This window comes from Cognatitamlana onchidii (assembly GCF_004804355.1).
Lineage (GTDB): Bacteria > Bacteroidota > Bacteroidia > Flavobacteriales > Flavobacteriaceae > Cognatitamlana > Cognatitamlana onchidii.
Map to the genome: position 1 here is coordinate 222,460 of NZ_SRWZ01000001.1, position 15,662 is coordinate 238,121.

Below are 15,662 nucleotides of genomic sequence, written 5' to 3' on the forward strand. Positions count from 1 at the left end.
TTTAAAATGAGAGGAAGAAATCTAAAAGTACGTTTGTTAATAGGTGCTGCTATTGCATTATTTTTTGTTTTTAAAAAATGTAGTCAGCAAGAAGTAAATCCTTATACTGGGAGAACTCAAACTATTTCAATGACGCCCGATAAAGAAATTGCCATTGGCTTACAAAGTGCACCTCAAATGGCACAACAGCATGGCGGACTTCATCCTAACAACCAATATCAGGCACTGGTTGATAACGTAGGCAGTAAATTAGTTACTAATAGCATAGCAAAAGAAACTCCATATCAATATGAATTTCATCTATTAAGAGATCCCAAAACCATTAATGCCTTTGCACTTCCTGGAGGTCAAATATTCATTACATACGCTTTATTTTCAAAATTAGAAAATGAAGATCAACTAGCTGGTGTTTTAGGACATGAAATAGGACATGTACTAGGAAGACACAGTGCCGAAAGAATTGCTGAAAGCGAATATTGGCAAGGTCTTGCAACAGCAGGTTCTGTTGGTGCCGATATGGGTGGCGTTGTTGCAGGAATCGGGCAAAATACCCTTTTAACTAACGGAAGAGATGACGAACTTGAAAGTGATGACCTAGGTGTGAGGTTCATGATAAAAGCGGGTTATAACCCAGAAGAAATGATTGGTGTAATGGAAATATTAAAATCTGCTGCTGGCCCCAATAGAGTACCGGAATTTCAAAGCACCCACCCCGATCCAGATAACCGAATTGAGAAAATTCAAGAGTCCATAGAAAAGTATAAAAACATGTAAAATAAAAGCCTTGATAATCAAGGCTTTTTGTACTGAGTGACTAACTCAAAATAATTATACTATTTCAATAATTACTTTTTCTTTTTCTTTGCTGTAGCTTGCTCTATAATAGCCAAAGCATCTTTTGCTCCATGCAATTCAGCATAATCTGCAGCCGTCATTTTTTTATCAGATCTGGCTTTTAAATTGGCACCTTCAGCAATAAGTAAATTTAAAATCTCAACCCGATTAAACTTTGCGGCGTACATCGCTGGAGTCATTCCATTAGACTTCGCATTTACATCTGCTCCTCGATCGATAAGTTTTTTTACGGTCTCGAAATCACCTTTGGCTATAGATACGCAAAAAGAATTCACTTTAAAAAAAGCTTCAACGTCATAATTCTTAACTACTGGGTGGTCTGTTTCTGCATTAACGGTCAAAATAGAAAAGCATAATGCAACGGCGGAAATAATGATTGTTTTTTTCATGATGAAAGAATTTAAGTTTGATTAATGATTTTTACGTTTTTTGATATATTAAAGAGACGATTTTATTTTTAAACTGTTACACCAAAATTTATAAATAACTTATTTTTAACGTTTGATTCACAATTTTTTAACGAAAACGTTTTCTTTAAAAAAAACATGAAAACTCCTTAAAAAACAAGGTTTTTACTGACCTTTATCAGGCTCTTTTCTGGTTAACTTATGTATCTTTGCGTAGTTTTAAATTTTAACAAAAAATGAATAAAAAAGTTATTTTAATGATACTTGACGGGTGGGGAAATTCGCCCGATCCTAAAGTTTCTGCTATTGATCACGCCAAAACACCATTTATAGATTCACTTTATAAAAAATATCCATACGCCACCTTACGTACAGATGGCTTACATGTTGGACTACCTGAGGGTCAAATGGGAAATAGTGAAGTAGGACATATGAATTTAGGAGCTGGACGTATTGTTTATCAAGATCTAGTAAAAGTTAATTTAGCTGTTGAAAATAAAACACTTAATAATGAGAAAGTATTAGTGGATGCCTTTGAATATGCTAAAAACAATAACAAAGATGTTCATTTTTTAGGTTTACTAAGTAATGGCGGTGTACATTCTCATATTAACCACTTAAAAGGGTTAATTGATGCTGCCAATGGGTATGGACTAAAAAACACCTATGTGCATGGTTTTACAGATGGACGCGATGTAGATCCTAAATCGGGTGCTGGCTTTATTAAGGATTTAGAGTCTCATATTGAAAATACCAATACGGAAATAGCATCTATCTCTGGCAGGTACTATGCTATGGATAGAGACAAACGCTGGGAACGTATAAAACTTGTTTATGATGCCTTAGTAAATGGCGTCGGCGTAAAAGCCAAGCACGTTGTTGAAAAAATTGAAGCCAATTATGCCGAAGATATTACAGATGAATTTATCAAACCAATTATAGCTGTAGATGACACCAACGAACCAAAAACTAGAATAAAAAATGGAGATGTTATCATTTTTTTCAATTTTAGAACGGATCGCGGACGAGAGCTTACCGAAGCCTTATCTCAGGTAGATTTTCCAGAATTTGGTATGCAAAAACTAGACCTTCATTACGTAACACTTACAAATTATAACGATACTTATAAAAATGTAAATGTTATTTTCAACAAGGAAAACCTAACCGAAACTTTAGGTGAAGTTCTTGCGAAGCACAACAAAAAACAAATTAGAATTGCAGAAACAGAAAAGTACCCTCACGTAACGTTCTTTTTCTCTGGGGGAAGAGAGGCCGAATTTGAAGGAGAAAAGCGTCTATTGCGAAACTCACCAAAAGTTGCAACCTATGATTTAAAGCCAGAAATGAGTGCCTACGAACTCCGTGATGCTTTAATCCCTGAATTACAAGAAGGTGAGGTTGATTTTGTTTGTCTAAATTTTGCAAATGGAGATATGGTTGGCCACACCGGCGTTATGGAAGCCGCCATCAAAGCCTGCGAGGCTGTTGATGCATGTGTAAAAGATGTTGTTGAAACGGCTTTAGACAATGGCTATACCACCCTGTTAATTGCAGATCATGGAAATTGCGAAACTATGATTAACCCAGATGGTACACCAAACACGGCGCATACAACCAACCCAGTTCCAGTTATTTTAATTGACAACGAATTAAAAGAGATTAAAGATGGTATTTTAGGAGATATGGCACCGACCATCTTGAAACTTATGGACGTACCTCAACCAGAAGCCATGACAAGACATGCTCTTATTTAGAACCGAATAAGTTTATTAATTATTTAAAACCCTGCTAATTAAAACAAGTAGGGTTTGTTTTTATATCTAGTCATTAACAATCATTGCTCAAAATTTATTGTATTTTTGCAATAAACCCGATTCTTTTACTTTAATATGAACTTTAGCCTAGATACCCTTATAATAGCTGTTGATTTTGATGGTACCATCGTAGAAGATGCTTATCCTAAAATTGGAAAACCGCAAATTTTCGCTTTTGAAACCTTAAAAATGCTTCAAGAAGAAGGGCATAGATTAATTCTTTGGACTTATAGATCTGGCGATAAATTAAATGAGGCCGTTCAGTTCTGTAAAGATAATGGCATTCATTTTTATGCTGTAAACCAGAGCTTTCCGGAAGAAGAATATGATTTTTCGATAAGCAGAAAAATTCATGCCGATTTGTTTATTGATGATCGAAATATTGGTGGATTCCCGGGTTGGGGTGAAGTATACCAGAAACTAACGAATACCCCCCCTCCTATTCCTCAAAAAAAGAAAGGCTTCTTTGGACTATTTAAGTAATTTACGTTTTCTTATAGCAGCTTAAAACAGTTTGACTTTTTAAGTATCTTTGCACTCATATATTTTGCGACTATGATCATTGTTAAAACAAGAGAAGAAATTGAATTAATGCGTGCAAGCGCTTTAATTGTTTCTAAAACATTAGGCGAACTAGCTAAAGAGATTAAACCAGGTGTTACCACCTTACAATTGGACAAAATTGCAGAAACGTGCATTCGGGATCATGGCGCTGTTCCAGGTTTTTTAGGGTTATACGATTTTCCAAACACCTTATGTATGAGCCCAAATTCGCAAGTGGTACATGGTATTCCCAATGGAGACCCTCTAAAAGAAGGTGATATAATCTCTATAGATTGTGGCGCTTTAAAAGATGGTTTTTATGGTGATCATGCTTACACTTTTCCTGTTGGGGAAATAGATGCCGAAACTAAAAAACTACTTCAAGTAACTAAAGAGTCTCTTTATGTTGGCATTAAAGAATTTAAGGCTAATAATCGTGTTGGAGATGTTGGATATGCCATTCAAAAGTATTGTGAAGATCATGGTTATGGTGTTGTTCGCGAACTCGTAGGGCATGGTTTAGGGCGTAAAATGCATGAAGATCCTGAAATGCCTAATTATGGAAGAAGAGGTCGAGGTAAAAAATTTATTGAAGGTATGGTTGTAGCCATTGAACCTATGATTAATATGGGAACACATCGTATAAAGCAACATAGAGATGGCTGGACGATAACCACCCTAGACAATAAACCTTCTGCTCATTTTGAGCATGATGTGGCTCTTATTGATGGTCAACCGGAGTTGCTTTCAACCTTTGCCTATATTTATGAAGCTTTAGGAATTACTTCGGATGAAGAAGATGAATTTCGACAAAAAGCGCTCGTGCTTTAATGAAAAAACTCTTTAAAGTTGTTCTGAACATAGTTCCTAGACCGATATTAATAAGGTTAAGCTATGTTATTCGTCCTGTTTTAGCCTTTGCTTTAAAAGGTAATAACTTTACCGATCCTATTGATGGTAAATCATTTAGGTCGTTCTTGCCCTATGGTTATGGAAGTCAGCGACAAAATGTTTTGTCACCATCAACGCTTTCTTTAGAGAGACATAGGTTACTGTGGTTATACCTTAAAAATGAAACTAGTTTTTTCTCGGATAATTTGAAGGTATTGCATTTTGCTCCTGAGCAAGCGTTTTACAAACGATTTAGAAATATGGCTAACTTAGAGTATGTTACCACAGATTTAAATTCGCCTTTAGCAGATGTTAAAGCTGACATATGTGAACTGCCTTTTAGTGATAACGAATTTGATGTTGTTTTATGCAATCATGTTTTAGAACATATTCCTAACGACAATCAAGCTATGAAAGAGCTTTACCGCGTACTAAAACCTGGCGGCATGGGGATATTTCAAATTCCACAGGATTTAAATAGAGACAAAACCTTTGAGGATAATAGCATTACTGATAAAAAAGAACGTGCTCAAATATTTGGCCAGTATGATCATGTTCGCGTTTATGGTCGGGACTTTTTTGATAAGCTGAGACAAGTTGGTTTTCAAGTTAATGAGGTTGATTACACAAAAACGCTTTCCTCTTTAGAGGTAAGCTCCTATTGCTTAGCTAAAGGTGAAATTATTCCGGTAGTGTCAAAATAATTATTTATGATTAACCAAGATATTATAATCATTACAGGAGCGCTATTTGGCATGCTAGCTGTTATACTTAGTGCTTTTGGCGCACATGGATTAAAAAAAAGACTTTCTTCAGAACAATTAAAGAACTTTGAAACTGGAGTGAAATATCAAATGTATCATGCCATTGTCTTACTTTTATTGGGTTTTAATGACATTAACTCCTCTGCTTTATATAGCTGCTTTACCTTTGGAATCCTATTCTTTTCCTTTAGTATTTATGGCTTGGTAATATCTGATACTTTCAGTAAAAAACTACGTTTTCTTGGTCCCATAACACCACTAGGCGGACTATTGTTAATTATTGGGTGGCTACTAGTTATTTTTGAAGTTTTATAATACCGTTATTCTTTAGGGAAGTTATTCAAAGCCAAAGTTTCTAGCTCGTTATTTTCGTTTTCAAATATTAAAAACACCTTTAGCTCTGGGTGTGTTTTTAAAAACGATTTAACCTTATCAATTCCCATAGCCTTAAAGGCAGTGGCATAAGCATCAGCCATCATACAAGTTTTTGCAATAACAGATATACTCAATAAGTTAGTTTTACTAGGGTATCCTGTTTTAGTATCAATAATGTGGGCATATCTATTGCCAGTTTCATCTATTTTAAACTTTCGGTAAGTTCCAGAGGTGGCCATTGCGTTATCTTCTAGAGGTATAGCCATTAAAATAGATTGCTTCCCATCAAAATTTGGATTCTCAACCCCTACGGTCCAAGGTAACTGTTTCTCAACATTTATGCCTTTAACCCTAATCTCTCCACCTATTTCAACCAAATAATTTGTAACATTCTTAGACTCCAAATACTCCCCAATAACATCAACTCCATATCCTTTCGCAATAGCATTAAAATCAATAAAAGCCCCGTGAGGTTTAATTACTTGATTACCTTTACTAACGACTTTATTCAAACCAACAGAAAGCATCAAGCTATCAATTTTTAAGCTATCAAGGTTTTTAATACCGCCTTGTGGTCCAAAATCCCAAGCATTCACAACCGCTCCTATTGTTGGATCAAACACACCATTAGTTTCATTATAAACCTTTCTAGACGCCTCAAGTACCTTAATAAAATGTTTATCAACTTGCACAGATTCATTCCTATTCAACTTAGAAATATCAGAGTCTATTTGGTAGGTAGACATCGATTGGTTTACCATATTAAACAAGCTATCAAAAGCTTGTTTGTAATCAACTTCCGATGCATAAATAACTGAGTAACTTGTACCAAAAACAGAACCAGTCAACTTGGTATTCTTTGGCTCTTTACTACAAGATAAAACCAGACAGGTAGTTAGTAAACACAATAAAAGCCTTTTCATGATTGATTTTTTAGACATAGAAAGAAAAAGTTAGTTTAAGTTAGTCTCTAAAACCTGAATACCATTATACTCCAACAGGTAATCTTGATTTAAATAAATAGGTTGTTTTTCTCCTTCCGTACTTCCAATACCAACCCCAGCGTAAAGCACTATGGCATCTTTCTCTCTGGCATGTTTTTTAAAAGACTCCATCCAAACAACATCATAGTTGTTCGGGTTATCAGGCAAAATCACGGCTCTTACAATTACAAAATAATATTGACTTTTTTTATCAATACACACGAATTGCGGATGTTTTTTTAGTTTACTATTTACGGCAATAAATTCAAAACCACGCTTTTCTAGGTCTTTACCCACATGATTCATGGCTAGGTTATGTAATTCTTGTTCTGTAAGGGGTTTACTCATGCTACAAATGTAAGATTAAAATTCATAATTTTTTTGTAACTTAATGCAAAAGAAAGCTTATGAAAACGTCAAAACGATTCGATCTTGCCATAAAAAAACTTTACACAGCGTTTCATGATAACACCCTACATCCTGAATGCGCAAAGCAATGTGCTGTTGGAAACATTTTGGACCACACTGATAGTTGGAAACATCTATCTGACTTACATGGTTCCTTAAAATTGAATTATGTGGGTAGGGTACATCAAAATTTGGGCAGAAAATTTAACGGCTATTCTCCTCAGGAATTACTTCGTATTGAGGTCGCATTTTTGGTTGGTTGTGGATATCGTGTTCCCTTAAACTATCAAAATACCAAGCCTAAAAACATAAAAGATAAAGATTTACTTTTTAAAGGACTTTGTGCTGTTATTGAATATTTATGCAAGCTAGAAGGTAAACAAAATATTATGGACTACACGAAATTGCTTGATTACGAACCTGTAGCGTGTCATATTCATAAGCAATTGGAGACCACGCATTAAATAAAGTCTTTTTTAATTATGGATATTCTATCCAAAAGCAAATAAGACTAAGCAAAGTAATAGTTTTAGATACCGTAGGCCAAAAAAAATCCCAGCTAATTAATGCTGGGATTTTTTTTATTATGATAATGATATTCTATTAGTTATCCTCCAAAGTCATCAAAACGGATGTTTTCGTCTGGTATACCAAAATCTTCACCCATTTTTTGAACCGCTTTATTCATTAATGGCGGTCCACAGAAGTATAATTCAATATCTTCAGGTGCATCATGCTTACTTAAATAGTTGTCAATCACACAATTATGAATAAACCCAACAAAACCATCACCTTCAGTATCATGAATATCTTTCTTTTCTTTCCAGTTATCTTCTGGTAAAGGCTCAGATAATGCCAAGAAAAACTTAAAGTTAGGGAACTTACGCTCTAACTCGTAGAAATGTTCTAAATAGAATAGCTCACGCTTTGAACGTCCACCATACCAATACGTAACTGTTCTTCCTGTCTCTAATGTTTTAAATAAGTGGTACAAGTGGGAACGCATCGGAGCCATCCCAGCACCACCACCAACGTACAACATCTCTGCCTCACTTTCATTAATAAAGAACTCTCCATAAGGTCCAGAAATAGTTACTTTATCTCCCTTCTTCCTTGAGAAAATATAGGACGATGCTACTCCTGGGTTAACATCCATCCAACCATTTTTGGCTCGATCCCATGGTGGCGTAGCAATACGAACGTTCAACATAATTTCACGTCCTTCTGCGGGGTAAGAAGCCATAGAATAGGCTCTTTCTACCACTTCAGTATTTTTCATTACAAGCGGCCATAAACCAAACTTATCCCACTCTGCTTGAAACTTATCTGGTGTTTCATGCTCTTCAGGATGTGCAGTAATATCAATATCTGCATATTTTATTTCACATTCAGGAATTTCAATTTGGATATACCCTCCTGCTTTGTAACCCATATCTTCAGGAATTTCAACAACAAACTCCTTAATAAACGATGCTACATTATAGTTACGAACAACGGTTGCTTCCCACTTTTTAATACCAAACACCTCTTCTGGAATGGTAATATTCATGTCTTGCTTTACTTTAACCTGACAAGCTAATCGAGCACCATGCTGCAATTCTTTTCTAGTAAAATGAGGTGTTTCAGTCGGTAAAGCTTCACCTCCACCTTCTAATACATGACATTCACATTGAATGCATGTACCACCACCACCACAAGCTGATGGTAAAAATATCTTACTTCCGCCTAAAGTAGACAACAAACTACCTCCTGAAGCGACTTCAATCTCCTTTTCACCATTGATGGTAATTTTTACCGGTCCAGATGGCGATAACTTCTGTTTTACAAATAATAGTAAAGCAACCAATAACAATGTTACCACCAAAAAGGCTAATACTGTTACTGCGACTACACCTGTTGTACTTGCTGCTAATATCATGTTACTCATTTCCTTTTATGTTGTTAGCGATAACTTCTTCTTCAGAGTCGGTATTAGTACCTTCTACCTGAACTGTTTCTTCTTTTTTGGCACCCTCGTCATCTCCACCTGTTAACATACCGCCAAAACTCATAAACCCAATGGCCATTAAACCTGTAATAATAAATGTAATTCCTAAACCTCTTAATGCAGGAGGCACGTTAGAATATCTAATCTTTTCTCGAATTGCAGCGATAGCCAAAATAGCAAGAAACCATCCAATACCTGAACCTATTCCATACGTCGTTGCTAAACCAATTGTAGGTATTTCACGAGATTGCATAAATAATGAACCTCCCAAAATAGCACAATTTACAGCTATTAATGGCAAGAAAATTCCTAATGAATTATACAACGATGGTGAGAACTTCTCAACTACAATTTCCACTAATTGTACCATAGTTGCAATCGTTGCAATAAACATGATAAAAGATAAGAAGCTTAAATTATAATCGGCATATTCAGGGCCCAACCAAGTTAATGCTCCGGGTTGCAATAAATACTGATCTAACAACCAGTTTAAAGGCACCGTAATAGCCAAAACGAAAATCACAGCTGCTCCTAAACCAACTGCTGTTGATACTTTTTTAGATACTGCCAAGTAAGAACACATCCCCAAGAATGTAGCAAATACCATGTTATCTATAAATATTGATTTGAAAAATAATTCTATATGTTCCATTTATTCTTTATTATGAATTCAGAATTCTGAATTATTAATGATCTTCTACTAATGATGTGTTTCTTGTGCGTTGTATCCAAATGATAATTCCAACCACAATTAAAGCCATTGGAGCTAATAACATAAAACCATTATTCTCATAACCAAAAGCGTAAACCCCAGTTTTCTCAATTGGATCTCCCAAAACTTTAATTCCTAAAAGAGTACCTGCACCCAGTAATTCTCTAAAAAATGCTACAATTATTAAAATAACACCGTAACCAAGCGAGTTACCAATACCATCTAAAAACGATCTCCAAGGACCATTTCCTAAAGCAAACGCTTCAAAGCGTCCCATAATGATACAATTTGTAATAATTAATCCCACAAAAACAGATAAGGTTTTACTTAATTCGTAAGCAAAAGCCTTTAGTACTTGATCTACTATAATTACTAAAGCAGCAACAACGATTAGCTGAACAATAATTCTGATTTTAGATGGGATAATATTTCTCATTAAAGAGATAACTACATTTCCTATTCCTAGTACGAATAATACAGAAACAGACATCACGATGGCTGCTTCCAATTCAGCGGTAATAGCCAATGCAGAACAAATACCCAATACTTGAATAGTAATCGGGTTGTTATCCGCTAATGGATCTTTAATTAATGCTGCGTCTTTTTTTGATAAAAGTCCCATAAATTATTCGTTTTTTAAAGTTTCGAAATAAGGTACATACTGCTTTAACTCAGACTTAAGCATTGCAGAAACACCATCACCAGTAATTGTTGCACCTGCAATCGCATCTACCTTGTTGTCATTTTTATTTTCATTTTTAGGATCATTATTGCCTTTGGCAACTGTAATACCTTTAAACTCGCCGTTATTCATAAGGTTTTCACCAATAAAGTCATCCATAAAAAAGCGTTGCTTAATATTAGCTCCTAAACCAGCCGTTTCCCCTTTGTGGTCAAAATAGGCTCCTTGAACTACCATATCCTTATCCATAGCAATATAAGCCCATATAGCATCCCAAAGGCCTTTTCCTCTAATAGGTGCTATGTAAAATGTTTTACCATCCTTTTCCCCAACAAACAATGGCAATCGTCTTTCGTTTCCTTCTTTTGCACTAGCCTGTTCTTTTTTCACGTCGATTAAGTAGGCATTTTCATCCTCTGAAACATTATCCCCTTGGATAACTAATTGCTTTGAAATATACTTCTCAAATAACTGTGGAGCCTCTTTAGTTGAAACAAAAACAGCACTGCTTTCATCATTATCATTTACGCCCATAGCGTATAAAATATTCTGTTGCTTTTCAAGACGTTCGTTGTTATCAATCATTGGTCTTAAAGCAGATGCTGTAAAGGCTAGCAACCCTCCAACTACAATCACCATAGCAATGGCAAAAATTATAGTATATACGTTTGATTCTGTTCTGTTACTCATGATTTTTAAGCTGTTTTAACTTTTACACGTTTTAAACGACGTTTAACATTGCCTTGTACCACATAATGGTCGATGGTAGGTGCAAACACATTCATTAAAAGAATCGCTAACATAACGCCTTCTGGATATGCAGGATTAAAGACCCGAATAAGAATAGAAATAAATCCTACTAAAAATCCATATATCCATTTTCCTTTGTTTGTTTGTGAAGCCGTTACAGGATCGGTAGCCATAAATACGGTACCAAAAGCAAAACCTCCTATAATTAAATGCTCCCAAAATGGTGCACTCATTAACCCATAAAACTTACTAGAATCGGAGATAATTCCTGCCGAAGCTACTTGATTAAAAATTAATCCCATCACAACAGCTCCAAGTACAGATGACAACATAATTCTCCAGCTTCCTATTTTGGTAAAGATTAAAAATAAACCTCCTAACAAAATTAGAACAGTAGAAGTCTCTCCAACCGAGCCTGGAATAAATCCTAAAAACATATCGGCCGTGCTGTAAGCCACTTCTTTACCTTGAGCAAGCACCCCAAGAATTGTTTCACCAGAGATAGCATCTAAATTTTCTCCTGCTGCAATAGCTTGGTCTCTTTCAACCGCCCCATGAACCCAAACTTTATCTCCAGACATCCAAGTAGGATAAGCAAAAAACAAAAAGGCTCTAATGGTTAAAGCTGGGTTTAATATGTTCATTCCAGTACCACCAAAAACTTCCTTACCAATTACAACACCAAAAATCACTGCCACAGCTAACATCCATAGTGGAATATCAACAGGAACAATTAATGGTACAAGCATTCCTGTTACCAGATACCCTTCTTCTACTTCATGCCCTTTTATGATGGCAAAAATAAATTCAATACCTAAACCTACACCATACGATACAATGACTAATGGTAAGATCTTCCAAAAACCAACCATAAAATTATCCATGGTCCAAAACTCAGCGCTAAAAAAACTTCCTGTAACAGCTTGAATCTCCCCCAGAGCTAAGTGATGTTGATAACCCGCGTTGAACATACCGAAAATTAAACATGGTATCATGGCCATGATAACTGTATTCATAGTACGTTTTAAATCGTCCGCAGCTTTAATATGAGTTCCGTTATGAGTAGTCTCATCTGGCAAGAATAAAAACGTATGAATCGCCGAAAATGCTGGCAACCACTTTTTATCCTTATTTTTTATTTTAAAATCGTGTAATTTCTTTTTTAAACCCATTATCCTATCTCTTTAAGCATTAAGTCTAAACCTTCTCTTATTATTTTTTGATGTGGTTGCTTTGATACGCAAACAAACTCTGTTAAAGCAAAATCTTCTGGAGCTACCTCATACATGCCTAAAGCTTCCATTTCATCTAAGTCCTTATACATACAAGCTTTTAAAATTTGTAGAGGATAAATATCTAACGGAAATACCTCTTCATAACCACCAGTAACCACAAAAGCTCTATGTTCACCATTGGTGTTTGTATTTAAATCATATTCCTTCTTAGGATTTAACCAAGAAAATGTAAGTGCTCTAGACGTAGACACTTTATTAAAAACTGGTTTGTTCCATCCAAAGAATTCATAATCATCACCTTCTGGAATAATAGTTACTACATTGCTGTAATAATCTAAAGCGCCATCTGGCTTTATTTGTTTCCCTGATAAAACATTACCGGAAATAATTCTATCATGACCTCCCTTTTCAACGCCCTTATCATAAATTAACGTAGCAACTTCACTACCAATAAGGGTTTTAAAATATCTTGGTTTTTGAACCGAGGATCCTGCTAGCGCTACAACACGCTCTGCATTAAATCTACCTGTAAGTAAAAGCTCTCCTATGATAACTAAATCTTGCGCAGCAACAGTCCAAACAACCTCGCCTTTATTAACTGGATCAATTTTATTAATTAACGTACCAACGTTTCCTGAAGGATGCGGACCAGACACTTTATGCAATGTCACACCAGTTAAACCAGCAAGTGGTGAATTAGATTTTCTACCAACAGCCAAATGAACTTTACCTTCTGTTAATTTAGACAAAGCCGTAACTGCAGCTTGCAACTCGGCTTCTTTACCTTGCAACGTAAAATCTAAATCTGCTGCCAATGGCGCACTTGCATATCCTGAAATAAAAATTGCTTTAGGAGATTTTTCAGGATCAGCAATCACATCGTACGGACGTTGTTTAACAAAAGGCCAACAGCCGGATTCAAGCAATTTAGCCTTAACCTCGTCAGCACCCGCTGAATCTAAACTTAAAGCTCCAAAATCTCTGTAAGACTGCTTTTTATCTGCCTCGATTTTAATAGCATCAATGCGTCTTTTTGGTCCACGTACAATCTCAACCACTTTACCTGATACCGGAGATGAGAATTTAATTACCTCATTAGCTTTGTTATAAAATAAAGTCCCTCCAGCTTCAACTGAAGAACCTTCTTTAGCAACAAGTTTTGGAATTACGCCGTGGAAATCTTCTGGCCTTACGGTGCAGTAGTTGCTGATAATTGCCTGTTCTACAGTTTTTTCAGCTTCACCCTTAAGTTTAATGTCCAGACCCTTTTTAATACGAATGTCGTTTGACATATTTATTTTTATTGAAATTAGTTGTCTAAAAATCGGTGCAAAAATACGAATTAAATATACAGTTTACATAAAAAATACTTAGTTTTTTGCTGCAGGCACATTCCCGATTATTTTAGGCACAAATTTTGATTATATTTACGCAAAATAAGCTATAAATGACATTAAGAACCTTCTTAAATTTTATCATTTTATCCGTCCCAATATTCCTATTTGCTCAAGTTGTAGAAGTTAATCCTCCCGATTATATAAAAACGGTAAATTTTGGTGGTAATACCGAAGAAACTCAGTTACCAATAATAAGTTATGGGGATGAAATACAATTAGAATTTGATGCTTTAAACGGCAACGAAGATGATTTTTACTACAAAATAAAACACTATAATTTTGACTGGACGCCATCTGTTCTAGTACAATCTGAATTCATGGAAGGGTTCGACAATCAACGTATTCGAGAATACGAAAACTCATTTAATACCTATCAAATTTTCTCCCATTATAAACTCACCATTCCTAACAATGAAACCAGAAGACTTAAAGTTTCTGGAAACTATATATTGTTTATTTACGACAGTTATGGAGACCTAGTGTTTTCTAGAAAGTTTATGCTTTATGAAGACCGTGTTGGTGTTGGAGTATCCATTAAAAGAGCCAGAGATATTAATGTTATTGAAGAAAAGCAGCGTGTTGAAATTTTAGTTGCATCAGGTGGTTTGCAGTTGAACAACCCCTACCAAACTGTCAAGGCATCCATTATTCAGAATAACAACCTTAACACGGCCATTACCAACATGAAACCTCAATATACTTTGGGCAGCGATTTGGTTTATCGCTATGACTCTGAAACTAGTTTTAGAGGAGGTAATGAATACTTCTATTTTGAGAATAAAGATGTGCGAAGCGCCAGTAATGGCGTGCAATATATTGAACTAAATGATCTCTATCATAATTATTTGTTCACAAATGCATCCAGAGCCAATCTACCTTACACATACTATCCAGATATAAATGGTAATTACGTAGTGAATAATCTCGATGCAACTAATAATAACATTGAAGCCGATTATGTTTGGGTACATTTTTCTCTTTTAGCTAATGATAGCTTTAAAGATAAGACCGTACACGTTTATGGTAGTTTTAATAATTATGCCATCGAAGACATTACCCGTATGGACTACAATGCAGAAGAAAACAGGTTTTCAAAAGCTATTTTATTAAAGCAAGGGTTTTACAATTATAAGTACGTTGTTGCAGACCCCAATAACCAAATTGATGAAGGCTTAATTAGCGGTGATTTTTGGCAGACAGAAAACAGTTATAAGGTATTGATCTATTATAGAGAGCTTGGCGCTCGGTATGATCGAATAATTGGTTTTGGAGAAGGGAATTCTGTGAATATTACCAATTAAACAAGTCGTTTATCTAATATTTGTATCAAAGACGTTAAAATTTGTATTAGCCATTTAATATTTACTATTTTAGCAGCCTTAAACACGTGATTTATCAATAGTTAAGATGGTTCAACAAGTTACAAGTGGTATCAAAATTTCTGTAGAAACTAACTTTGAAGGCTCCTTTTATAAAAATTATAAAATCCAATATGCTTTTGGCTATACCATTACTATAGAGAATCAAAGTAAGGATGCTGTTCAACTTAACACACGTCATTGGGAAATACTTGACGCCTTAAATAATATTGAAATTGTGGATGGCGACGGCGTTATAGGAAAAAAGCCTGTTTTAAAACCTGGAGAATCTCACACCTATAGTTCTGGTTGTTTACTCACCTCCCCTTTTGGTGCAATGCAAGGATATTATAGCATGGTAAATTTCTCAACTACAAAAAAGTTTGATGTTGCTATTCCTTTATTTAAACTTAGCGCTCCTTTCGCAATCAATTAAGCGGTGTAAGCTTCATTTTAAAAAAATAAAAAGGAACAGTTTTTAACTCACCATTCCTTAGTATT

General features: G+C 35.2%; 18 protein-coding genes. 9 read left to right on the top strand and 9 right to left on the bottom strand.

What is annotated here, in order from left to right; all coding sequences use genetic code 11:
- Positions 1-6: 6 nt before the first annotated feature.
- Positions 7-774: a M48 family metalloprotease gene (locus E5D58_RS01095; RefSeq protein ID WP_136479987.1), complete on the top strand. Its 768-nt coding sequence runs from the start codon at positions 7-9 to the stop codon at positions 772-774.
- Positions 775-845: 71 nt separating this feature from the next.
- Here E5D58_RS01095 and E5D58_RS01100 read toward each other — a convergent pair whose 3' ends face one another.
- On the bottom strand, positions 846-1,244 hold the full coding sequence (locus E5D58_RS01100) for an ankyrin repeat domain-containing protein (RefSeq protein WP_136479988.1): 399 nt from the start codon (positions 1,242-1,244) through the stop codon (positions 846-848).
- 254 nt (positions 1,245-1,498) lie between these two features.
- Here E5D58_RS01100 and gpmI point away from each other — a divergent pair, with 254 nt between their 5' ends.
- From gpmI to E5D58_RS01125, 5 genes are all read left to right on the top strand, one after another.
- Positions 1,499-3,016, top strand: coding sequence for a 2,3-bisphosphoglycerate-independent phosphoglycerate mutase (gpmI, locus tag E5D58_RS01105; RefSeq protein WP_136479989.1), 1,518 nt, complete (start codon positions 1,499-1,501; stop codon positions 3,014-3,016).
- 135 nt (positions 3,017-3,151) lie between these two features.
- Positions 3,152-3,559, top strand: a complete 408-nt coding sequence (locus E5D58_RS01110; RefSeq protein WP_136479990.1) for a BT0820 family HAD-type phosphatase — start codon at positions 3,152-3,154, stop codon at positions 3,557-3,559.
- Between the two features lie 72 nt (positions 3,560-3,631).
- Entirely contained in the window at positions 3,632-4,450 is an 819-nt protein-coding gene (map, locus tag E5D58_RS01115; RefSeq protein ID WP_136479991.1) for a type I methionyl aminopeptidase, read from the top strand.
- Positions 4,450-5,214, top strand: coding sequence for a class I SAM-dependent methyltransferase (locus tag E5D58_RS01120; RefSeq protein ID WP_136479992.1), 765 nt, complete (start codon positions 4,450-4,452; stop codon positions 5,212-5,214). Before map ends, E5D58_RS01120 begins: the two co-directional genes overlap by 1 nt.
- 6 nt (positions 5,215-5,220) lie before the next feature.
- Positions 5,221-5,589 (top strand): DUF423 domain-containing protein, encoded by a 369-nt coding sequence (locus tag E5D58_RS01125; RefSeq protein WP_136479993.1) that lies wholly within the window; start codon positions 5,221-5,223, stop codon positions 5,587-5,589.
- A gap of 5 nt (positions 5,590-5,594) precedes the next feature.
- Here the strand turns inward: E5D58_RS01125 and E5D58_RS01130 are convergent, their stop codons facing one another.
- Both E5D58_RS01130 and E5D58_RS01135 read right to left on the bottom strand, forming a co-directional pair.
- Positions 5,595-6,572 (bottom strand): FAD:protein FMN transferase, encoded by a 978-nt coding sequence (locus E5D58_RS01130; RefSeq protein ID WP_136479994.1) that lies wholly within the window; start codon positions 6,570-6,572, stop codon positions 5,595-5,597.
- A 30-nt stretch (positions 6,573-6,602) separates the two neighbouring features.
- Positions 6,603-6,980, bottom strand: coding sequence for a Na(+)-translocating NADH-quinone reductase subunit F (locus E5D58_RS01135; RefSeq protein ID WP_136479995.1), 378 nt, complete (start codon positions 6,978-6,980; stop codon positions 6,603-6,605).
- 59 nt (positions 6,981-7,039) lie between these two features.
- Here E5D58_RS01135 and E5D58_RS01140 point away from each other — a divergent pair, with 59 nt between their 5' ends.
- Positions 7,040-7,504: a Na(+)-translocating NADH-quinone reductase subunit F gene (locus E5D58_RS01140; protein ID WP_136479996.1), complete on the top strand. Its 465-nt coding sequence runs from the start codon at positions 7,040-7,042 to the stop codon at positions 7,502-7,504.
- A gap of 143 nt (positions 7,505-7,647) precedes the next feature.
- On the opposite strand, the gene nqrF is transcribed toward E5D58_RS01140, so the two are convergent.
- Genes nqrF through E5D58_RS01170 form a run of 6 tightly spaced genes read right to left on the bottom strand, consistent with a single transcriptional unit; the run spans position 7,648 to position 13,698 of the window.
- Positions 7,648-8,958 carry an NADH:ubiquinone reductase (Na(+)-transporting) subunit F gene (gene nqrF, locus E5D58_RS01145; protein WP_136480498.1) on the bottom strand — a complete coding sequence of 437 codons (1,311 nt, stop codon included), beginning with the start codon at positions 8,956-8,958 and terminating at the stop codon, positions 7,648-7,650.
- 1 nt (position 8,959) lies between these two features.
- Complete coding sequence (gene nqrE / locus E5D58_RS01150) at positions 8,960-9,679, bottom strand: NADH:ubiquinone reductase (Na(+)-transporting) subunit E (protein ID WP_136479997.1); 720 nt, start codon at positions 9,677-9,679, stop codon at positions 8,960-8,962.
- A gap of 34 nt (positions 9,680-9,713) precedes the next feature.
- Positions 9,714-10,361 carry an NADH:ubiquinone reductase (Na(+)-transporting) subunit D gene (locus E5D58_RS01155; protein ID WP_136479998.1) on the bottom strand — a complete coding sequence of 216 codons (648 nt, stop codon included), beginning with the start codon at positions 10,359-10,361 and terminating at the stop codon, positions 9,714-9,716.
- 3 nt (positions 10,362-10,364) lie between these two features.
- Positions 10,365-11,111, bottom strand: coding sequence for a Na(+)-translocating NADH-quinone reductase subunit C (locus E5D58_RS01160; RefSeq protein ID WP_136479999.1), 747 nt, complete (start codon positions 11,109-11,111; stop codon positions 10,365-10,367).
- A 5-nt stretch (positions 11,112-11,116) separates the two neighbouring features.
- Complete coding sequence (locus tag E5D58_RS01165; protein WP_136480000.1) at positions 11,117-12,343, bottom strand: NADH:ubiquinone reductase (Na(+)-transporting) subunit B; 1,227 nt, start codon at positions 12,341-12,343, stop codon at positions 11,117-11,119.
- Entirely contained in the window at positions 12,343-13,698 is a 1,356-nt protein-coding gene (locus tag E5D58_RS01170; protein ID WP_136480001.1) for a Na(+)-translocating NADH-quinone reductase subunit A, read from the bottom strand. Before E5D58_RS01170 ends, E5D58_RS01165 begins: the two co-directional genes overlap by 1 nt.
- A gap of 155 nt (positions 13,699-13,853) precedes the next feature.
- Here E5D58_RS01170 and E5D58_RS01175 point away from each other — a divergent pair, with 155 nt between their 5' ends.
- Both E5D58_RS01175 and apaG read left to right on the top strand, forming a co-directional pair.
- Positions 13,854-15,104 carry a type IX secretion system plug protein gene (locus E5D58_RS01175; protein ID WP_136480002.1) on the top strand — a complete coding sequence of 417 codons (1,251 nt, stop codon included), beginning with the start codon at positions 13,854-13,856 and terminating at the stop codon, positions 15,102-15,104.
- 106 nt (positions 15,105-15,210) lie between these two features.
- A complete protein-coding gene (gene apaG / locus E5D58_RS01180) occupies positions 15,211-15,597 on the top strand; it encodes a Co2+/Mg2+ efflux protein ApaG (protein WP_136480003.1) in 387 nt (128 codons plus the stop codon).
- The last annotated feature ends 65 nt before the right edge of the window (positions 15,598-15,662 follow it).